This window comes from Ignavibacteria bacterium, from assembly GCA_013177855.1.
In the GTDB taxonomy this organism is placed as follows: domain Bacteria; phylum Bacteroidota; class Ignavibacteria; order Ch128b; family Ch128b; genus Ch128b.
On record JABLYA010000001.1, the window covers coordinates 1,567,712 to 1,588,985 of the forward strand.

15 protein-coding genes are annotated in these 21,274 nt (G+C 32.8%); 10 read left to right on the plus strand and 5 right to left on the minus strand.

The genetic code is table 11. The features are described from left to right. Positions 1–609: 609 nt before the first annotated feature. Complete coding sequence (locus HPY57_06525; protein NPV11427.1) at positions 610–4,746, minus strand: choice-of-anchor D domain-containing protein; 4,137 nt, start codon at positions 4,744–4,746, stop codon at positions 610–612. A 252-nt stretch (positions 4,747–4,998) separates the two neighbouring features. On the opposite strand from HPY57_06525, the gene HPY57_06530 reads away from it, so the two are divergent. Then, positions 4,999–5,178: a hypothetical protein gene (locus HPY57_06530; protein ID NPV11428.1), complete on the plus strand. Its 180-nt coding sequence runs from the start codon at positions 4,999–5,001 to the stop codon at positions 5,176–5,178. 962 nt (positions 5,179–6,140) lie between these two features. On the opposite strand, the gene HPY57_06535 is transcribed toward HPY57_06530, so the two are convergent. Together HPY57_06535 and icd are read right to left on the minus strand one after the other, a co-directional pair. Then, a complete protein-coding gene (locus HPY57_06535) occupies positions 6,141–7,511 on the minus strand; it encodes a T9SS type A sorting domain-containing protein (GenBank protein ID NPV11429.1) in 1,371 nt (456 codons plus the stop codon). 2,328 nt (positions 7,512–9,839) lie between these two features. Beyond that, positions 9,840–11,090 (minus strand): NADP-dependent isocitrate dehydrogenase, encoded by a 1,251-nt coding sequence (gene icd / locus HPY57_06540; protein ID NPV11430.1) that lies wholly within the window; start codon positions 11,088–11,090, stop codon positions 9,840–9,842. A gap of 489 nt (positions 11,091–11,579) precedes the next feature. On the opposite strand from icd, the gene rsxC reads away from it, so the two are divergent. Genes rsxC through HPY57_06585 form a run of 9 tightly spaced genes read left to right on the plus strand, consistent with a single transcriptional unit; the run spans position 11,580 to position 18,747 of the window. Then, positions 11,580–12,899 (plus strand): electron transport complex subunit RsxC, encoded by a 1,320-nt coding sequence (gene rsxC / locus HPY57_06545; protein NPV11431.1) that lies wholly within the window; start codon positions 11,580–11,582, stop codon positions 12,897–12,899. Positions 12,900–12,923: 24 nt separating this feature from the next. Continuing rightward, complete coding sequence (locus HPY57_06550; protein NPV11432.1) at positions 12,924–13,880, plus strand: RnfABCDGE type electron transport complex subunit D; 957 nt, start codon at positions 12,924–12,926, stop codon at positions 13,878–13,880. Then, entirely contained in the window at positions 13,880–14,440 is a 561-nt protein-coding gene (locus HPY57_06555) for an FMN-binding protein (GenBank protein NPV11433.1), read from the plus strand. The genes HPY57_06550 and HPY57_06555 overlap by 1 nt, the downstream gene beginning before the upstream one ends. After that, on the plus strand, positions 14,437–15,087 hold the full coding sequence (locus tag HPY57_06560; protein ID NPV11434.1) for an electron transport complex subunit E: 651 nt from the start codon (positions 14,437–14,439) through the stop codon (positions 15,085–15,087). Before HPY57_06555 ends, HPY57_06560 begins: the two co-directional genes overlap by 4 nt. A gap of 3 nt (positions 15,088–15,090) precedes the next feature. After that, a complete protein-coding gene (gene rsxA / locus HPY57_06565) occupies positions 15,091–15,663 on the plus strand; it encodes an electron transport complex subunit RsxA (protein ID NPV11435.1) in 573 nt (190 codons plus the stop codon). Positions 15,664–15,673: 10 nt separating this feature from the next. Beyond that, on the plus strand, positions 15,674–16,444 hold the full coding sequence (locus tag HPY57_06570) for a twin-arginine translocation signal domain-containing protein (protein NPV11436.1): 771 nt from the start codon (positions 15,674–15,676) through the stop codon (positions 16,442–16,444). After that, the gene (locus HPY57_06575; GenBank protein ID NPV11437.1) at positions 16,437–17,498 is read left to right on the plus strand and encodes an FAD:protein FMN transferase; all 1,062 of its coding nucleotides are present in this window, start codon (positions 16,437–16,439) and stop codon (positions 17,496–17,498) included. The genes HPY57_06570 and HPY57_06575 overlap by 8 nt, the downstream gene beginning before the upstream one ends. Beyond that, complete coding sequence (locus HPY57_06580) at positions 17,498–18,331, plus strand: RnfABCDGE type electron transport complex subunit B (protein NPV11438.1); 834 nt, start codon at positions 17,498–17,500, stop codon at positions 18,329–18,331. Before HPY57_06575 ends, HPY57_06580 begins: the two co-directional genes overlap by 1 nt. Further along, on the plus strand, positions 18,328–18,747 hold the full coding sequence (locus HPY57_06585) for a SoxR reducing system RseC family protein (GenBank protein NPV11439.1): 420 nt from the start codon (positions 18,328–18,330) through the stop codon (positions 18,745–18,747). The genes HPY57_06580 and HPY57_06585 overlap by 4 nt, the downstream gene beginning before the upstream one ends. An 88-nt stretch (positions 18,748–18,835) precedes the next feature. Here the strand turns inward: HPY57_06585 and HPY57_06590 are convergent, their stop codons facing one another. Beyond that, positions 18,836–20,869 carry a VCBS repeat-containing protein gene (locus HPY57_06590; GenBank protein ID NPV11440.1) on the minus strand — a complete coding sequence of 678 codons (2,034 nt, stop codon included), beginning with the start codon at positions 20,867–20,869 and terminating at the stop codon, positions 18,836–18,838. Positions 20,870–20,898: 29 nt separating this feature from the next. Next, positions 20,899–21,249, minus strand: a complete 351-nt coding sequence (locus HPY57_06595) for an STAS domain-containing protein (protein NPV11441.1) — start codon at positions 21,247–21,249, stop codon at positions 20,899–20,901. Between the last annotated feature and the right edge of the window lie 25 nt (positions 21,250–21,274).

A 21,274-nucleotide genomic window follows, 5' to 3' on the forward strand; every position in this document is an offset into this window, starting at 1 on the left:
TTAATGTGAATAGCCCCCAATCGCATTGGGGGGTAAGTGAGAACAAAAAAACAAAGAACCCCAAAGGGGTTCAATTATAACAGAAATTGTTTTAAACGATCCTAAAAATTCAATTGCAAATCAAACATTAAAAATATTTTGAACCTCTCATTTAACCCCTTCAGGGTTGGAATTATCTTTTGGCGATATTTACCGAGTGCAACTCGGGGCTAATCATATTCAACTCCTTCGGAGTTGGTGAAAATCAACCAGAATAAGATATTGATTACAATTTCATTAACTGATAAATCCAGAATGGATGAAATTATTATAGAAAGAAGAAGTGCGCATAAGAAAAAATCCTGAAGGTATGACATTCCGTTCGTCGAGGCTCAGGATTACAATTCTCTGTCAGGCTGAGCTTGTCAAAGCCTGACGACATTAAAACTATAAACATTTTTTAGGATTACATTTTTTAATTCTGAACGATACTGAAGAAAGGTAATTGTCAGAAAAAAGATGAGTTTAAAAAATAAAAGTAAGAGCTGCCCAGTTTTTTTGTTGATGCTCATTTAAGATAGAGATATTAAATTTTTTCTCTGGACAGCTCTAATTGAAGAGCAATAATTTTTATTTCAAATAGACCATTTTCTTTATTGATTTATAATCTCCAGAAATTAATTGGTAGAAATATATTCCACTTGGAATTTTGTACTGAGCAGCATCAAAAATAAAGCTATAGATACCTGCTTCTCTTTCTTCATCAATCAATGTAGAGATTTCTCTGCCAATCACATCGAACAATTTTAACTGAACTCTGGATTTTTCTTTTAATGCAAACTTAATCTTTGTAACAGGATTAAACGGATTTGGATAATTTTGATAAAGTTCAGTTCTATCTGGAATTGTAACAGGTGAAAGTTTTAACAGCTTTATGTTTTTATCCTCGATAACTAATTCATCACCGGGCGTAAGTGTTTGGCTAATCTCTTGATTAGGCTCGCTTTCAACTTTGACTTTTAATTTTGTTGATTTAATTCTAATTGGATATTCTCCCGAGTTTATGATCAAATAATTTTCCTTATTAACATTTTCAACAAATCGATTTGAAGAAAATCGAACATCAAAAATTTGAGCTGGTGGAGTTGGTGGCAATTCAAACAAATCATTTTCCAAATTGTCACTCAGATAAAGTTTTACGCTTCGATCTTGATTATCTGTAATTATTAATTCACCAGCGTCACTTAATATTTTTTCAAGTGTTGAGAATTTAGACTTTACTTTCCCCATATTTTGATTAAAAATAATTTTCCCATCTTGAGAAACTTTTATCCAGTAACCTTTGCCTTTTTGAATTGTGCTGGCAACAAAATATCCATTCTGGTAACCGAAGAAATAAGATTGCAAAATGTCAGGCGGATTCGTTGTAATCGAATTCACTGAAACATCATTTTCAAATCCACCAATTAAATTCCATCCAGCTTTTACATTAGCAAAAGGATTTTCAATTGGTAAACCGCAAACCGTAACTTGAGTTGAGTTTGGATATTTCAACCAATAACCTTTTCCATTTGAAAGAGTATCAACTGTGTAGTAACCGATTGATTGACTAAATGCAAACGCTGATGATGTTGCATTTGGAAAGATATCAGTCTTTGACATATTTGTTCTTGCAACAGGAACAGAAACAATATTCCATCCTGAATTTAAAGAAAAGTTAACGCACAACTCAGTTCTAATCGAAAAAGTATTGTCGCTAATATCGAAGACATTTGGATTTTCAAGAGAAGAAATTTTAATCAAACATTGTTCTGAAGTAGAACCCGTTACTAACCATTCATAAGAACCAGATTGAGCAGCAATGTTTGTTGCAATTAGATTCCATGTGCTTCCATTATTAGTCGAAATTTCTATTTTCACATTGTTTACATTCGTACTTGTCCACTCAATTAATTTATGTTGATTCACATACCAGATTTCACCGCCATTTGGTTTTGTAACTTGAATTGAACTTGCTTGAACAACTACACCACCAGAGAGCAGCGCAACATTACCAAGATTTGACCCAACCAAAATTTCTTTTGAACCATTATTATCAAGATCAGGGACAACAGCAACTTCTCTTGCCTGAGTATTTCCACCAAATGAATAAAGAGCCAGTTCATTACCATTGCTGCCATTTACAATTAGAGCTCCTTGATTTTGTACTGCAAACACAACATCATCGGAGCCGTCTCCATTTAAGTCTGGAATTATATCAACACCCATAGTATTGCCAGTTGATTTGTACCATAGAGTATTTCCATTTGCACCATCAACACAAACAGCGCCGCCTGCTAAAATTGAAATTACAACTTCATCAACTCCATCTCCGTTTACATCTCTTAAGATTTTCATTTGAGTTGGTGCACCGCCGCCGGTTGAAAATGTCCACAGAGGTAAACCAGTTGTTCCTTTCAATCGATAAACTGGGCCCCAGAAAGCTCCAGCAATTACATCAGGTTTTTGACCTGGAACTGGAAATACTAAAACTTCTTTTGCACCGCCAGTATTCGAACCAACTTGATATGCCCAGATTAAATTTCCATTTGCTCCGCTTAATGCCTGAAATTGATAAACTGGTTCACCAACTGTTGCAATGACATCTGGAATTCCATCATTGTTTATATCTGGAATTGCGGTAACTCCATGAGTAAATCCACCGACAAATCTTTGCCAGATAATTTGTCCATTTGGTCCATTGAAAAGATAAACCGATCTTCTTCCAGCTACTCCGCCTGATTGAGTTGCACTTGCAGCTGCTATTACATCTGGAATACCATCGTTATTAAAATCGGTTGTTGCATCGACACCAGTTATATCACCTAAAGCAAAACTATCGGGATGATCAGTTCCAAATTTCCATAACATTTGACCTGTTTTGCCATTTAAAGCATAAACGGACTCATTTCCACCACCTGTTCCGATTACTACATCATTAAAGCCATCGCCATTTAAGTCACTTGCGATTGAAAGCGCTTTTTGATAAGAATAATCTCCGGTTGAGCCAATAGAACCTGCACTTGAATTTGAAATGTAAGTATTAAAAGACCACAGAGTATCATTCCCGCCTGAAGAATTTCCATTTAATGCTGCAGTCCAATAGTTTTCAGTGCAGACAATTACATCAGATTTGCCATCACCGGTTATATCGTTGATAGCTCTAATTCCTTTTATGGTTCTGTATGTGTTTGAAATTGGATGATTGGGCATTGTATGAGTCCATAAAGGTTGAGCAAGTGAAAGATTCTGAATTTCGCCTGTGCCTGTTAAAAAAATCTTTGCTTCTGGAGCATTTGTAGAATTGTTGATGATTCTTAAAGTATCAGAAATTAATCCTGAAGATCTTGGATTGAACCACACTCTTACATATTTAAAACTATTAGCAGGTAAATTTAAAGGAAAGATATCTGGTTCAAGATAAAAATCTGGAATTGATGTATTCCATGAAAAAATGTTAATTGGTTGATTGCTTAAGTTTTCAATTTTCATCCACCAGAAATTTGTGCTTCCAACTCTTTTGGTTCCAAAATTATAAGACGGCGGAACACTAATTACTCCCTGACCATAAATTCCATTTCCAACCAATCTTATCACCTGCGCAGGTCGTGATAAATCATTGTGATAAATATAGAGATGAGAACTATCCGAACCGTATGCGATTGGCGAAAAGAAGATTTGAAAGCTCAGATTACCATTTGGTTGAATGATTGCTGGTGTTGTTAGATTAGTTGTAAATCTTGATGAGTAGAAAAATCTTAGGCTGTCAATTACGAGATTTGCAGTTCCATTATTAACAATTGTTGCGGTAATCTGTCCTGAATTTCCAAGAACAACATTACCAAAATCAAAAAATTTTGTTGGGATGTTAATAGATGGACTTCCACCGCCAATTACATATTTAAAGATTTGTCTGCCCGATGATGCACCAACAGGTTCAGCAAGGAGGTAAAGGTAATTTCCATCCCAAGCAAGTCCTCTTGGATTTTGTCGTTGTCCGGGTGTTTCAGGAAGCGGGAATGAAAAAAGAGTATCTTTTGTAAATCTGTTTACAGCATAAATTCTTTCCGGGTCTCCATCAAATCCATCCATTACATAAAATATTGTATCTCCTTTGACTGCAATACCCTGAGGTTGTAAACCAAAAACTGGAATTGTATCTGTAACCTGACTTGTGTTTATATCAATCCGATAAAGTGCAGCACTTGAATTTGGATAGTAAACTGAAGCCCATATTTGTCCGTCATAAGCAAGTCCGCCAAGATAAACGCTTGAAGCAGTAGGCCAATTCAATGAATCAAGTATCTGACCATTTTTAGCAATTCTAATAATTCTACATCTTGCTGTGTATCTTTGAACAAAGTAAAAAACATTTCCATCTGTTGTTAAACCCTGTGATGAGTTCACATGTGAACTGCTAAAGATTACACTATCTCGAATTATACCAAGCGTATCAACTGCATAGAGTTTTGCCCCTAAATTTCCAGTCGAATATGAACTTGAAACCCACAAAAGTCCATCTCGAATTGTTAAACCATATCCATAGTTAAAGAAATTGTCGTTGGGCAAATTGATTACCTGGACAAGTGTTTGCCCGTTTAAAATTTTAGTGAGCAACAAATAGATTATTAAAGTTATAATGAATGATATTATGAAACTCTTTTTTGGTTTTTGTGGGTTTGTAGTTTTTCTATTAGAAAAAAGCGGCAGGAAATTATCTGATTTCATAAGTCACCTCAATTAAATGTTATGACCTGGTTCAAATTAATTAATTATTTTTTTAAAATCCTGGAAAAGATTTGAATGAAAATGAGGGTATTTGATTTTCTTTCTCTATAAATCTTATAAGGGAAGATTATTGTATTAACAGGCTCGAGGTAATTTGAATTTAAATGAAAGTTCTTTATTAAAAGTCTTAATGGATTTGAATTTCAAATAAAAGCTGACTACTTTTGAATTGTAAACATAAGGGGTTCAAAAATGAAGAATAAAGTTATTTTAATCCTTCTCATTGTCGCCGCTCTAAGTATTGTAATAGGACTAATTGGAAAATTTTCCGGCTCTTTTATTGTTTTTGCAAATGCAACTTGGCATATGTTCGCTCAAACCTGTTTATTGGCTGCCATTGCATTTGGGGTCGGTAAACTCCTGGAGAAATAAAATTTAATTTGTCTAAAAATTTTTCAGATTAATTCTGCTTAAAAAAGTATTAATTCTTCTCTTTCATTAAAATCATTATTAAACACAACTCTTGAAAGTTGCATTGGGTGAAGAGCTTTAAATTCGGGGAATTGTAAATCATTAATTTCAAATTGAACCAGGCTTCTGTGCAGCTGGCATCTTCAAATGTAAAAGTAAATCTATCATAATCATCTGGTTGAGCTGGTGTCCTTTTACAGGTTAAGGTTGTTAGAGCTGTGGTAAACAAAAAATGAAAAATGAAAATTTTTTTAAAAGACTAAAAATAAATCCTCCTGTGATATAGGAGAAAAATAAGAATTAATAAAATGAAATCCTTTGCTTGTGATTTTGTAAACAAGAATTTTAAAGCTGTTTAATATATGCGGGGGGCGGACATTAGAGGACTTACACTGATTATTGTATTTGAGATTTTAATAATCATCTTTTTCGCTAAAAGGCTTAATGGGTATTTACTAATCTAAAAACATTTTTCAATTATGTTTTTATGAGATTTATCTATAACAATACTCAGATTAAAAAATATTGGGATATGAATATTTATTGAATGAAATTCATAGAATGTAAATGTTATACAAATAGTTGTTCTTTCTAAAAGAGATTTATTTGTTTCCGGGAAAATTGCTTCGCTTAACTTACAATAGATTTTATTTTTGAAAATTTTCCGTTAAAAAATTATTGACCTTAAATGATGATGCACATAAAAAATAGTATTCTTAGCTTATAGAAATTTATCTAAGATGGAAAGTACAGACACAGAACTGTTCAGTTGTTATTTTTCATTTATCTGTTATTTTTTCGGTATGAGTTAAATTATACTCTTTAATATCAAAATTCCATTTACACAAATTTTAAAGACTCTGAGGTTTGCTTAATTTCATTGGACAAATGTAAGATTAAAGTTAAAATTTTTAATCAATTTCTTATTTCATCAAAATAAATTTTTTAGTTTGAACCAAAGAATTGTTTTTCAATTGATAAATATAAACTCCTGTACTTAGATTATATTGATCGGCATTGAATTCAATTTCGTATTCCCCGATTTGTTTATGTTCATTCACAAGAGTTACAATTTCCTGGCCGAGTAGGTTGTAGATTCTTAAGCTTGTAAATCCAGAGATAGGGATTGAGAATTTAATTTTTGTTTTTGAATTAAACGGATTAGGATAGTTTTGAAAGAGAATAAATTTTTTTTCAATGTAATTATTATCATAAACATTGGTTGGTAGATTAACGCCACTTATACCATTTTCATTAAAAATTGCGAGACCCCAGTCTTGGCCATAGTCACTGGCAATCCATTTATTATTGAATTTATCAATTTTTATATCCACAATGCTTCGGTTAGTTGTTTGATCAAATAAAGTAAAATTTGTCCCATCATATTTCAATAATCCATCATCAGTTCCTATCCAGAGATTATTAAATTTATCAACGGTAATAACATTAATATAATTATTAGTGAAAGGTGCGTTATTTGAGTTAAATACAATAAATGTTGAGTCATTTATCCATTTTAATAATCCCATTCTTCTTGTACCAAGCCAGCGTGTACCATATAAATCTTTAACAAAATAAGTAATTTCTTGACTTGGCATTTTAGTATTAGTTGTATCATAGATTTTCCATTCGTTATTGTATAGTAAAACCAGCCCTTTAAATGTACAAATCCAAATCGAATCGCCGTAAGGAATTACCAACATACCATTATTTGAGGGTAAAGGAGAATTAGATGTGTTAAAAAAATAATAATTATTTAAGCTATCAACTTTCAAAACTCCACTTCCTACGGGTGCAATTATCCATTTATTTCTTGACTTATCAATGTTCATTCTTGGATATTTGACAGCAATTAAAGGAGTAGAGTATGAACTAAAAGAATAACCATCAAAACTGATTAACCCTTTTCCAACCATATATAACCAGATAATGTTGTTACTATCAATTGCAGATATAAAATGATTTGGATTAACATTAAATGTGTCTGAGATTTTCCAATAATACCAATTAAATCCATCATACTTTATAAGAGCATTATAAGTATTATATAAACTGAATGATAACCATACATTTTCGTTCTTGTCGATAATAATGTTGTATACATCCTGTCGTAAATATTGCGAGGTATCAAATCTAATGAACAACCATTGATCTGAATCTTTACTTAGATTTCTTGAAATAAACAGAGGTATCTGAAATGGTTTAAAATTATTGTCACCAGTTAAATTAATTGATTGCTTTTGGATTTCAGGATTTATCGTGATGGATTTTATGGGCGAAGGATTACTTGACATAAGATTTGTATTTATTGTCCAGACGCGATATTCAACAGTAATTGAATTATTTCCCCCATTCCAGGTAATATCATAATCAATGAAATGATTTTCGTTTGTTTGATTTAATTTAAACCAGTTACTGTTATTTTTTCTTCTTTCTATTAAAAATCCTGTATAAAATTCTTTACATTCCCAAAAAAGAAAAGGGTGGTTATCATAATTATTAATATTAAGCTCAATAATTTGTGGCGGTTCAAAATATTTTGTGACGGGTAAGCCTTGATTTTTTATCTCCCAAACTTTCAATAATGAACCTGCCTTAAATGTGTACCAATTAGTTTTATCGACACTATAATTTAATGTATTTGTACCAAAATCAAATTTGATAAAAATATCAGGATTATAGCTGTTTGATACACTACCACTCCATCTACAATCCCTTGTGTCCAGATAAAAATAAAGATTGTTATTTTTTGAATTAATTATTTTATAAAATCCATATGTGATTACAGGGGAATAACCACTTCTATAAGAAAACCAGCAGTTCCATTTCGATGGATCATTATTACTGATCCCAGTAGTTTCTAATTCACTGTTAATTAAACTCGAGTCGTTAGTAATTGAAAAAATAGTGTCAGATGGATTAATCCAGGTAATTCTTTCACTTTCAAGAAAATATTTAACCTTTTCGTTTTCATCAACACCAAATGTACCTACAAACAAAACGCCTTCAGTAATTTTTTCTTGAGATAATAAATTAAAATAGGATATGAATAATAAAAGGAGTGTGAAAAATTTTTTCATATTATATCTCCTAAACAAAATCCAAACAAATATATTTTATTTTTTTTTAAAAAACAAATAAGCGTTAAGTATATATGAAAGCGGCTGATATATTTAAAAATGCTTAAATATGTTTTTTGTATTGGTCTTATTGTTACAGCCAATGTTTCTGAAACAAATTAAATATTTTTATTGTCAACAATTTTTAAAAACGTTTGTTTGAATATTTGACAAGCTCTGCCTTAGATTGAGCTTTTAGAAATTAATTGCTGTCATACTTCGATGAACTAAGTACGACAAAGAAGGGAATGTCATCCTGAGCTTGTCGAAGGGAATGTCATCCTGAGCCCCGACGAAGGATGACACAAAAGAATGTTTTAAATTTCATTGCTGTCAGGATTCGACTGGCTCAGCCTGACAAAGAATTGGCATCCTGAGGTCAGTCGAAGGATGACCTGAAAGAATATTTTATGTTTGATCGCTGTAATACTTCGATGAACTCAGTATGACAGCGGAATTGTCAACCTTAGCCCCGACGAATATAATGTCATCCCTTCAGGATTTTTTTATGGGTGCTTGTTTTTTTCTATAATAATTTCATCCATTCTGGATTTAATTTTCAATTAATCAAAAATAAATCAATATCTTTTTCTGATTGATTTACATCAACTCCAAAGGAGTTGAATATGATTAACCCCGAGTTGCACTCGGGGAAATATTGTCAAAAGATGTTTCCAACCCTGAAGGGGTTGAATGTGAATTTCAAAATTTTTTGATGTCTGTTCTGCAATTGAATTTTTAAGATCGTTTAGAACAAATTCTGTTATAATTGAACCCCTTTGGGGTTCTGTGGGTTTTTGTTCTCATTTACCCCCAATCCGATTGGGGGCTATTCACATTAAACCCCTGCGGGGTTTTTATATTTTTTGTTTTTTATGTGTAAAGGTTTTTTCTATAATAATTTCATCCATTCTGGATTTAATTTTTATGCGGCACATAATTATTTCTACAGGGAGGTCGTTGCTGCGCAACTTTAATTTTTTTTCGGGCTTAGTAATTTTTTGAATACAAAGAGTCTATCGCAACGCGATTACACATTTTTAGTTTTATCATTTTTATTCTGAAAATAGAACAACGCTATTTTATTTCTTTCAAGTTTGTTTTAATTATTTCATTTTTTTATGGTTTACTTTGAAATAAAAAATCATTTAGATAGATCTTCTTTCTATTGAACTTAAAAAATCTTCCTTGGAAGCGACCTATTTGTAGAGAAAGAACCAAACAAAAAATATCAAAGCTCTATCGGAGCGACCTATTAACATTAGCTGTGAAAAACTGAATTTTAAAATATTTTTATTATCAATGGTGAATTAATAAACATTCTCAATTTTCTGAAAATTTGGAGAGAAATTTACGATCAATCAGATTTTATCAAGTATAAAAATTCTGTCTATGATTAAATCTTTTGATTGAAAAGGGGAGTGCTTTTTAATTTTAATAAAAAAACAAAAAATCCTTTCTCCACTCTTTAGAAGCAGAGAAAGGATAAATTAAATCAACAAATTACATATGATCAACTATGTTCTTACCGAATTCAGAACATTTAATTTCAGTTGCGCCTTCCATCAATCGGGCAAAATCATAAGTTACTCGTTTGCTTGCAATTGCACCGCTGATTCCTTTTATGATTAAATCAGCAGCTTCCGTCCAGCCCATATATCTAAACATCATTTCTCCAGATAAAATTACAGACGAAGGATTTACTTTATCCAGTCCTGCATATTTTGGAGCGGTTCCGTGAGTTGCTTCAAAGATTGCGTGACCCGATTCGTAATTGATATTTGCACCTGGTGCAATTCCAATTCCTCCGACCTGAGCGGCTAATGCATCGGAAATATAATCACCATTTAAGTTCATCGTTGCAATCACATCGTATTCGGCAGGGCGAGTTAAAATTTGTTGTAAGAAGTTATCGGCAATTGCATCTTTAATTAAGATTTTTCCTTCAGGAACATTTCCCTGACATTCATCCCAAGTTACAACTTGATCACGAAATTCTCTTGTTGCAAGAGCATAACCCCAGTTTCTAAATGCACCTTCAGTAAATTTCATAATGTTGCCTTTGTGAACGAGTGTAACGCTTTTTCGATTGTTTTTAATTGCGTAATTAATTGCAGCACGAACAAGTCTTTCTGTCCCTTCTCGTGAGATTGGTTTAATTCCAATTCCACTTGTATTGGGGAAACGAATCTTTTTTACGCCCATTTCGTTTTGTAGAAATTCAATGACTTTTTTTGCTTCAGGTGATTCTGCTTCCCATTCAATTCCTGCGTAAATATCTTCTGTGTTCTCTCTGAAAATTACCATATCAACAAGTTCAGGATGTTTGACAGGCGAAGGGACGCCAGGGAAATATTGAACTGGTCTCAAGCAGACATAAAGATCAAGTAACTGTCTTAATGCAACATTAATTGATCTAATTCCACCGCCAACAGGAGTTGTCATTGGACCTTTAATTGCAATTAAATATTCTTTAATGGCTTCAAGAGTTTCGTCGGGAAGCCAGGTGTTTGGTCCATAGACTTCGTTTGATTTTTCACCAGCATAAACTTCCATCCAGACAATTTTTCTTTTTCCACCGTAAGCTTTTTCAACTGCTTTATCAAATACATATTGGGCTGCTCGCCAAATGTCGGGACCGGTTCCATCTCCTTCAATGAAAGGGATAATTGGTTTATCAGGCACATTTAGTTTTCCGTCCTGAATTGTAATTTTTTCACCTTCAGTGGGCACTTTGATTTTGTTGTACTTCATCTCAATAATTCCTCTCTTTTATTTACTACAAATTTAGAAAAATTTATTGCGTGTTTTTTGGCAAGAAGTTTTATTTGAAGTGAATACGTATGTATGTGAAAATTAAAAATTAATAAACTCCTTTCAATTAAAGATTAAAAATTCTAAGTGTGAAAAGAATTTTTATTATCTAACGAATTTACTTTTCTGAAATGTGATCATAGCATTCAATTGGCTAATGAATCAACGAATGAAATTGATCTCTCAAATAATTAATAAATGAATGTTAATTGATTACAAGAGTGACTTACTCGCATAACTAAGAATTAATTTTTTCAATTGTGAAATAAAATTAAAAAAAGCTGTTTCAGAATAAAGATTAAATTTTATTTTCAAAGCTTTTTGCTGGCATAGGATGTGATTTAATCAGTCGACTATTAAAATTAATCGTTAATGATTAAAAAATTTTTGCATTCGAATAAAAGTCACACCAATAATTTTTAATGATCTATGCTAATCTCAATTAAAAAATCATTTAAAGGCGGTGTTCATCCTGAAGAGTATAAAGAATTAACTAAAGATAAAGCATTTGAGAAATTACCAAATCCTGTTGAAATTTCGATTCCTCTTTCACAACATTTAGGGAAGGAATCAATTCCAATTGTTAAGAAAAATGATAAGGTAAAAATCGGAACATTAATAGCTGCTGAAAACGGATTTATTTCTGCACCAATTCATAGTCCAACAGCGGGAATTGTTTCATCAATCACCAAGACATTTTTACAAACTGGATTTCAAATATCATCAATTCAAATTAAGTCTGACTCTTCAAATGAAACAGAATTTTTACAACCGCTTGATTACGATTCAATTTCACCCCAGCAAATAATTCAAAGAGTTCGTGAAGCTGGAATTGTTGGACTTGGCGGAGCTGCGTTTCCGACATATGTAAAGTTATCTCCTCCAGCAAACAAGAAAATTGATCATATAATTTTAAATGCTTGTGAATGTGAGCCTTATTTAACTCGTGACTATCGAATAATTCTTGAAAGAACTGATGATGTGATTAAAGGTCTTCTTTTGATTATGCGAGCAACGAATGTTAACAATGGTGTGATTGGAATTGAAGACAATAAACCCGCAGCAATTAAAAAGTTAAAAGAAGCTCTATCGAATTATCCGCAAATCAAATTAATTGTTCTTAAGACAAAGTATCCTCAAGGCGCTGAGAAAATGTTAATTAAGGCGGTGCTTGGCAGAGAAGTTCCTCCAGGAAAATTACCGCTTGATGTTGGCGTGATTGTTCAGAATGTTGGAACTGCCGTCTCGATTTATGATGCAGTTGTTAAAGGAATTCCATCAATTTATGCTTATCTGACAGTTAGCGGAAAAGGAATTAAAGATCCAAAAAATTTAATAGTACCTATTGGAGCAAGTATCAAGGATGTGGTTGAATTTTGCGGCGGCTTGACTGATGATGCAAAAAGAATCGTAATTGGCGGGCCAATGATGGGCTTTGCTCAGTTTGACTTATCAATTCCTGTGACAAAAGCAACATCGGGAATTCTTGTTTTAACTGAAGAAGAAGTCAAAGAAATTCCAGAAACTAATTGTTTAAGATGTGGAATTTGCGTAAGTGTGTGTCCATTGAATATTACTCCTACTCGACTTGTGAGATTAATTCAGAAGAAAAGATTTGAGGAAGCAGCAAAACTCAACGTTTCGCTTTGCATGGAATGCGGAACTTGTGCTTATAGTTGTCCAGCATATATTCCGCTTGTCCAGTGGTTAAGATTGGGAAAACAATGGGCTTTGAAAAATAAGGTTTAATAAAATTATAATTTTTGAAAAACTATGGATGAGAAGCAAACAAAATATAGTTTTGAATATCGAACCTCACCGCACTTGCATTCGAAATTTTCAACTTCTCAGGTGATGTGGCTGGTCAATTTAAGTTTACTTCCATGTTTGATTTCTGGAGTTATTTTGTTTGGAGCTTATCAACTTGTAATAGTTTTGACAGCAATTATTTTTTCTATCTTGACAGAATTCTTAATTCAAAAATTTACAAAGCAAAAAATAACCATCAGCGATGGAAGTGCATTCTTAACAGGATTGCTTTTAGCTTTAACTCTTCCACCGAATTTTTCGTTGAGTGCAACTGCAATCGGGGCAATCTTTGCAATAGGAATTGGTAAACAAGTTTTTGGCGGTTTAGGATATAACATTTTTAATCCTGCTCTTGCTGGTAGAGCGTTTCTTCAAGCAGCTTTTCCAGTTGAAATCACAACCTGGACAAAGCCAGCATATTCTGTTGATGCTGTAACTTCAGCAACTCCTCTTGCTGCATTTAAGTACGATAGAGTTTTAACTGAATTAAAACCTTTGATTGTAGGAAATGTTGGTGGATGTATTGGCGAGACATCGGCAATTGCAATTTTAGCTGGCGGAATATTTTTGATTTTAATTGGTATAGTTAATTATAGAATTCCTCTTGCGATGATTATTGGGATTTTTCTTTTTGGTGGAATATTTAATCTGATTGATCCAGCAAAATATCCTCCACCAATCTTTCATCTTTTTGCCGGCGGCTTTTTGTTGGGTGCATTTTTTATGGCAACTGATTATGTAACTTCTCCAATCTCTTCTAAAGGAATGTGGATTTATGGACTTGGAATTTCGCTTGTTATTATAATCATTCGTTTGTTTGGCGGAGTCCCTGAAGGCGTAATGTATTCAATTCTCTTTATGAACGCATTTGTTCCATTAATTAATAGATATACGCTTCCAAAACCATTTGGAATGAAGTGATGAAAAAGGTTTTACAAATTATTCTTGTTTTAACTTTTACTGCTGTTGTCTCGGGATTTGTTTTATCAAGTGTAAATAACTGGGCTAAACCATTAATTGAAGAGAATAGAATCAAAGCAATTTCGCAAGCTATCTTTCTTGTTCAACAAAGTGGCGTACGATATGAAAAATTAAAAATTGATGAGATAGATGTTTTTGAAGTGTTCGATGAAAATAATAACTCAATTGGTTATGCAGTTGTAAGTGAAGGCAATGGATTTCAAGGAACAATTAAATTAATCTTTGGAATTGATAAAGATTTAAATCGCATTAAGGCTATCGAAATCCTTGAACAAGTAGAAACTCCAGGACTCGGTTCACTCATTACTGAAGACAATTTCAAAAATCGATTTAAGAATTTGAATACTCAGCCATTAATTCAAGTTGGGAAAGGTAAAAAACCTTCAAATGATAATGAGGTTCAGGCAATCACTGGTGCAACTATCTCCTCCAAAGCAGTTGTGAGAATTGTAAATGATGCAATTAGTAAGTTGAAGAAGTTCAATGGAATTCAGAAATGAAAAAGCAAGTCAGTTTACATTACGAATTTTTAAAAGGTTTGTGGGATATTAATCCTATCTTTAAACAAATTCTTGGAATGTGTCCAACTCTGGCTGTAACTGTTTCTGCAATCAATGGTCTGGCAATGGGACTGGCAACTACTTTTGTTTTGATTTTTTCAAGTGTGATAATTTCAAGTGTACGAAAGATTGTTCCAAATCAGGTTAGAATTGCAACTTACATTTTAATTATTTCCACATTTGTTACAATCGTTGACCTCGTGATGAAAGCCAAGTTTCCAGAATTAAGCAAAGCACTCGGACCATTCATTCCTTTGATTGTTGTGAATTGCATTATCCTGGGTAGAGCTGAAGCTTTTGCATCAAAAAACAATGTGCTTAGATCTTTTTTAGATGCTCTTGGAAATGGGACAGGATTCCTTCTTGCTCTTCTCGTTCTTGGAAGCATCAGAGAAATCTTAGGAACAAGAAGTGTCTTCGGCTTTCAAATTCTTCCAGATGGATTTTCAACATGGATGGTAATGATTTTACCTGCTGGTGCATTCCTCACACTTGGATTGCTGCTTGGATTTGCAAATGCTTATACAAACTGGAAAAAGAAAAATCAAAAGAACAAGTTTTTCAAACGAAGTGATAAAGTGAGGTGATGGATGGAATTAATTATAATTTTTTTAAGTGCTGCTCTGATTAACAACTTTGTTCTCTCGTATTTTCTTGGAATTTGTCCTTTCATTGGAGTATCGAGCAAAATATCTTCCGCTGTTTCGATGGGGCTTGCGGTGATTTTTGTGATGACAATTACTGCTATTGTAAGCTGGCTGATTAATCATATGATTTTAATTCCTTATCATCTTGAGTTTCTTACAATCCCTTCTTTTATTCTTGTGATTGCGTCGCTTGTTCAATTTGTTGAAATGGTAATTAAAAAAGTCAGCTCGGCAATTTATCGTGCACTTGGAATTTTTCTTCCATTAATAACAACCAATTGCGCAATTCTTGGATTGGCTCTTTTTGCATCAATGAGAGAATATACTTTAATTCAAAGTGTGATTTTCGCTCTCGGAGCTGGCAGCGGTTTTACTCTCGCACTTGTAATTATGGCTGGAATTCGTGAAGAACTTGAATTAGCAAATGTCCCCAAACCTTTTCAAGGTGCTCCAATAACTTTAATTGTTGCTGGACTTTTAGCTTTAACATTTATGGGTTTTGCCGGAATTATTTAAGGAGTTAATTATGATTTCAAGAAGAGATTTTTTAAAACTTGCTGGATTATCAACTGTCGCTTTTACTGCTGGAATAAAACTCGGCAATTTTGTGAAGAACTCTGAGGGATCACATATTTACTTAACAGCTTTCCTTCCAGAAAATGATCTTTATTTGAATTTTGTTCTTCAAAAATTTTTAGATCAAGTTGAATCTTATGAAGGAAGCGACAACAGTGTAAAAAGTTTAAGGAAAATTCGTTTCGCAAAAAATTTATTGTGTGATAATGATAAATCGAACGATTTGAAGAGAATATGTAATGGAGATTCAGAGATTATTATCTCAGGAGATTGTCTGATTATATTTCAAACTCTCAATGGAAATTTGAATTCAGATATCTTTCTAAAAGACGATAAACATTCCATTTATCAACCTGATGAAATTTCAGAACTATTTTTTATTCGAGATGAAATTTTAAATCAACAAGCAAAATATAAATTGATCTGTGAGTACAAAAAAGAAAACCTGCTTGATAAATTTCTTCAGTTTAAAGAGAAAAAGGTCATTGTTGAAGTTGATAATGATATTGTAGAAGAAATTCCTATTAGCAAAACTTATAAGCAAATTTCGGTTAATGGGTCATCGGGTAAAATACATTTTTCAGTTCAGGATGGAAAAGTTTTTGTAACCGAATCATCTTGCAGGAATAAGCTGTGTGTCCACTCAGGATTAATTGAGAATTTAAATCAGAATATCGTGTGTGCACCAAATAAAGTTATAATTAGAATTGGCAATGCATAATCAATCAAGTTTTAAAAAAAACATTCTTTTTGCTCTTATAATCATTCTGTTTTTTTTGATTGGATTATGGATTAGTAATAAACCAAATGGAGAAAAACTTTATTCTAAAAGTAAATTTTATCTTGGCTCAATTGTGGAAGTTCAGTTTTATTGTGATGATGAAAAATCAGCCGATCATTTGATGAAAGTTGTTTTTGATGAATTTGAAAGAATAGACAAAAAATATTCATTTTACTCGAGTGAAAGTTATTTAGCAGAAGTAAATTCGGATACATCCTCTCTGATTGAAGTCGATGATGAGACTTTTTTAATTATTAAGCTTTGTGATTCAGTTTACAATATTACTAATGGAAAATTCGACGCATCAATTGGCTCATTAACAAAACTCTGGAAAAAATATATTGAAGGCGAAGATTTTTCTCTTTTAAGAGTGAGCTATGGTAAAGATGAGCCAGAGAACCCAAAACTAATTCCTGATGAAGAAGAAATTAATTATTCAAAGAACAACTCTGGATGGATAAATCTTCGAATTGCAGGCGAAAATAAAATTGAAAGATTTAAGAAGTTCTCTTTAAACTTCGATGCAATTATTCAAGGTTATGCTGCTGATCGTGCAATTAAAATATTAAGATCTAATGGAATTGAAAAAGCTCTTGTAAATGCGAGCGGAGAGATACGAGTAATTGGCAATAACTGGAGAATAGGAATAAAACATCCGAGAAACCTTAATCAATTAATTGAAAAAGTTAAACTATCAGATTACTCTATCGCAACATCGGGCGATTATGAAAAATTTATTGAAGTGGACGGGAGAAGATATCATCACATTATTGACCCCGAAACTGGTTTTCCGTCTACAAAAAATATGAGCGTGACTGTTATTGCTAAAGACTGTGCATTAGCTGATGCGCTTGCAACCGGATTTTTTTCACTTGAACCCGAAGAGATTATTCGCATAACTAATAGCCTTGATGATGTTTATGTTTTTATAGTCGATTCAAGAAATCAGATCCATAAATCTCGAAACTTTGATAAATTTTTGTGGAGGAAATGATGACAGCTGATTTAACAATTGCAATTTTTACAATGGGTGGATTGGGTTTATTGTTTTCATCAATACTTGTTTTTGCAGATAAAAAATTAAGAGTTCAAGAAAATCCACTTATTGGTCAGATAGCTGAATTGTTACCGAATGCAAATTGTGGTGCCTGCGGTTTTGCCGGCTGCTATGATTTTGCAACGAAAGTTCTTGAAGGCAAAATTGATTTATCTAAATGTTCTGTTTGCGACAGTGATTCAAGAGAAGAAATTTCAAAACTCCTTGGTATTGATTCATCTCAAGCAGAAAAGAAAGTTGCTCGAATTTTGTGTCGTGGTGATAATGAAGCTGCAAAAAGTAAAAATGTTTTTTACATTGGACCAACTTCCTGTTCGGCTCTTTCCTTGATGGGCGGATTAAAATTATGTCAATATGGTTGTCTTGGAGGCGGTGATTGTGTGGAAGCTTGTCCTTTTGATGCGATGTTTATGGCAGATAATGGATTGCCAGTTGTAATCGAAGAAAAATGCACGGGTTGTGGATTGTGTGCAAAAGCTTGTCCGAGAAATATAATTGAAATTCACCCGATTGATAGAAATGTTTTCGTTTTCTGCAAAAGTGAAGACGATCCAAAACTATCAAAGGAATTTTGTAAAAATGCCTGCATCGGTTGTGGAATTTGTGCGAGAAAATCTGATGGTGGAATTGAAATGGTAAATTATCTTGCCGTAATTAATTATGATAAACTTGACATCTCGAAAATCCCATTTGACAAATGTTCAACCGAAGCTTTACAATTATTAAATCATCGAGAAGAAATCGTTGAACAAGTTATTCAGGCAAATTGATGGTCGAAGAAGTTCTAATTGAAGAAGGTATTGTAACCAAAGTAACTGAAAAAGAAATTGAGATAGAGCTTATAAAAACAGGTAATTGCGATAATTGTGGGACAAAGGATTTTTGTAAGGGCGGTGAAATAAAAACGATCACTTTAAAAAACGAATATGATTTATCAATGGGTGATAAAGTTATAATTGAAGTTCGTGGGAAAACAATTTTAAAGACGGTTTTCTTGCTTTATGGAATTCCACTTCTAATATTAATTTTATCATTCCTGATTTCATATCAAATTTTAGAAGTTAATAAAGAGTTAATTGCGAGTTCAGTGAGTTTCACTTTTATTGGAATTTATTACCTATTAATGGCTACTTATTTCAGAAAATTTGAAAATCAATTTAAAGTAAATTTGACAAGGATGAATTGAAAAACGAAAATAACCTCTATTCTTTCGTTCTATCTAATTTACTCATCAAAAAAAATTATGAATTAAAAAATTAATGTTTGAGTTTCGTTCACTTTAAGAAGAAAAATTTGCCCCAGTAAAACTCACCATTTGAAATCTGAATAGTATAAAGATAAAAATTTGATTCGGTCGCGATTTCTCTAAGATTAAATTTGATATTATGTTCACCAGGTCTTAAAAATCCAGAATAAATTGATCTTACAAAGTCACCTCGATTATCATAAAGATTAATCAAGACAAACTCGGGCTTGAAGGGATTAAAAATATCTTTCGCTTTTGAAATTTTGAAATTAATTGCGAGCTCCTTTGCAAATGGATCAAACGAACTTTCAGTTGGTGTAAAGGTCTCTTTTGCTCTTGCATAAAAGTTTACAAGATTAAGCGGGAAGTTTGCTTTAAAGTAATAGAAGTTTCCATTGTATTCACCAACTACAAGTTCCGGCCTCCCATCACCATCAAGGTCGGCAAAGCCAGGAGATGAGTTTTGTTTTACTTTTACATCTTTGAATAAATCTCTGTTTAATTCGAAGTAAGGTTTTTCTGCAATTCCAGTGTTTTCGAAATAAATTAATCTTCCATCTCTTCCACCGATGATGAGATCAAAATCACCATCGCGATCAACATCAGCAAAAGTTGGTCGTGCATCGTAGGGGAAACTTACTCTTTCAATTAAAGAATTATCTGGTTTAAAATTTCCTTTACCTTGATTCAGCATAAATAAATATTGATTGGGCAAACCGCTACAAAATAGAAAATCAGTCAGTCCATTATTATTAATATCCACAGCTGCTGGTGCACTTTTTTCTCTAAATCTTACATTCTTAAAAGGATTTGCATTCTCGATGTATCCGTTTTTAGTGTTGGTAAAAACATAAATTCTGCCGTCGAGTGCACCAGAAATGATGTCTAAATCTCCATCATTGTCATAATCAACAAAAATTGGTGTGCTGAAAGATTGAACTTTTAGTGATGTAAAGCTTGCAGCTGATCTTCTAAAAACAGGCCTGTATTTGTTTCCAATATTTTTGAAATACTGAAATCCACCTAAATAATCACCGCTTAATAAATCATAATCTCCATCTTTATCGAAATCGGCAAAAGAAACTGAAGGTGAGCCACCAGCAATTCTAATCGGTTCAAACAATTGAGCTTCAAGTTTAAACTTCGGGTTTTTTCTTGTTCCGATGTTTCGGTAAAAATAAAGTTCACCATCACCTGAGCCGTATATCAAATCCATATCACCATCATTATCAATATCAGCAAATGTCGGATTTTTCCAATAAGATTTCTTTTCGAAGTCGCCAAATGTTATTGGTTGTCTAATCCACTTTGGATTTTTTTTAGTTCCAGCATTTATGAAATAAGCAAAAGTGTTTTGATCTCTTCCTATTAAAATTTCATACTTTCCATCGCCATTTAAATCAACAAAAGCAGGAAATGCATTCAAACCAAGGTCTGCAATTCCTGTGGTTAAAGCTTTATCTCTAACAAATCTTGGAAAAGTTTTTCTACCTGTGTTTCTGAATCCAATTACAGTTCCTGCGACTGGTCCGCCAAAAAGAGATTCACCAATACCGATGAATAGATCAAGATCGCCATCACCATCAATATCAACTAGCGCAGGCTTTGCGTCATTACCGGTAAACTTATTTACCTCAAAAAAGAAATTGTCAATCTTAAAAAAGATTGGGTAGTTTTTATCACCAACATTACGATAGAATTGTAATCCTTTGAAAGTACTTAGAATTAAATCATAGTCGCCATCTCCATCTAAATCCGCAAGGAATGGATAAGAAGGGGAGTTGTGATATTCTTTTAGATTTACTTCTTTTAGTAAATTATCGTCTCTAATAAATCTCGGTTCTGTTGGGCTTCCCACATTTCTGAAGAATAAGATATTGCTTAACGATGAGCTTCCAATAAAAAGATCAAGATCGCTATCTCCGTCAATATCACAAAAAAACGGAGAACTAAAACTAATAGCCTGAATTTCATTAGGTGTAAAAATGGAATCTATTCTTATCCAATTTTGCGAATATGCAATTTGGATAAAAGTAAGAAGGAGTGAGAAGAGTAATTTCATAAGATTAAATTTGGTGGTAGAGACTGGATTTAATTTTTAACTTGTGTGAAATTGTTGACTGCTTCATCAACTGTTGAAAAGATTTTAAATATTTTACTCATTCGAGTCATATCTAAGCTTGCAATAATATTTTGATTATTAACAACCAGATGAATATTCCCACCAATTGGGATTAGCCTTTTGTATGAAATCACAAGTACTCCCAGAAATGTACTGTCAACGAATTCGCACTTGGAAAAATCAACTATTATGTATTTTTCTCCGTTTTCAATTGCGTTGAAAATGAGTTCTTTAAAGTCATTTGCCAGATAGATACTTGTTCGTGGAATATTTACATCTACAACGAAAATATCATTTAGTCTATTTGTTCTTAGGGTCATCGTTATTGAGAAAATTCTTGTAGCT

What these genes read in the sequence shown, in the direction of transcription:
- rsxA (NPV11435.1), top strand. Translation starts at nt 15,091, where the DNA reads ATGGAATTAATTATAATTTTTTTAAGTGCTGCTCTGATTAACAACTTT.
- HPY57_06590 (NPV11440.1), bottom strand. Translation starts at nt 20,869, where the DNA reads ATGAAATTACTCTTCTCACTCCTTCTTACTTTTATCCAAATTGCATAT.
- HPY57_06525 (NPV11427.1), bottom strand. Translation starts at nt 4,746, where the DNA reads ATGAAATCAGATAATTTCCTGCCGCTTTTTTCTAATAGAAAAACTACA.
- HPY57_06560 (NPV11434.1), top strand. Translation starts at nt 14,437, where the DNA reads ATGAAAAAGCAAGTCAGTTTACATTACGAATTTTTAAAAGGTTTGTGG.
- HPY57_06575 (NPV11437.1), top strand. Translation starts at nt 16,437, where the DNA reads ATGCATAATCAATCAAGTTTTAAAAAAAACATTCTTTTTGCTCTTATA.
- HPY57_06595 (NPV11441.1), bottom strand. Translation starts at nt 21,249, where the DNA reads ATGACCCTAAGAACAAATAGACTAAATGATATTTTCGTTGTAGATGTA.
- HPY57_06550 (NPV11432.1), top strand. Translation starts at nt 12,924, where the DNA reads ATGGATGAGAAGCAAACAAAATATAGTTTTGAATATCGAACCTCACCG.
- HPY57_06555 (NPV11433.1), top strand. Translation starts at nt 13,880, where the DNA reads ATGAAAAAGGTTTTACAAATTATTCTTGTTTTAACTTTTACTGCTGTT.
- HPY57_06570 (NPV11436.1), top strand. Translation starts at nt 15,674, where the DNA reads ATGATTTCAAGAAGAGATTTTTTAAAACTTGCTGGATTATCAACTGTC.
- rsxC (NPV11431.1), top strand. Translation starts at nt 11,580, where the DNA reads ATGCTAATCTCAATTAAAAAATCATTTAAAGGCGGTGTTCATCCTGAA.
- icd (NPV11430.1), bottom strand. Translation starts at nt 11,090, where the DNA reads ATGAAGTACAACAAAATCAAAGTGCCCACTGAAGGTGAAAAAATTACA.
- HPY57_06535 (NPV11429.1), bottom strand. Translation starts at nt 7,511, where the DNA reads ATGTCAAGTAATCCTTCGCCCATAAAATCCATCACGATAAATCCTGAA.
- HPY57_06580 (NPV11438.1), top strand. Translation starts at nt 17,498, where the DNA reads ATGACAGCTGATTTAACAATTGCAATTTTTACAATGGGTGGATTGGGT.
- HPY57_06530 (NPV11428.1), top strand. Translation starts at nt 4,999, where the DNA reads ATGAAGAATAAAGTTATTTTAATCCTTCTCATTGTCGCCGCTCTAAGT.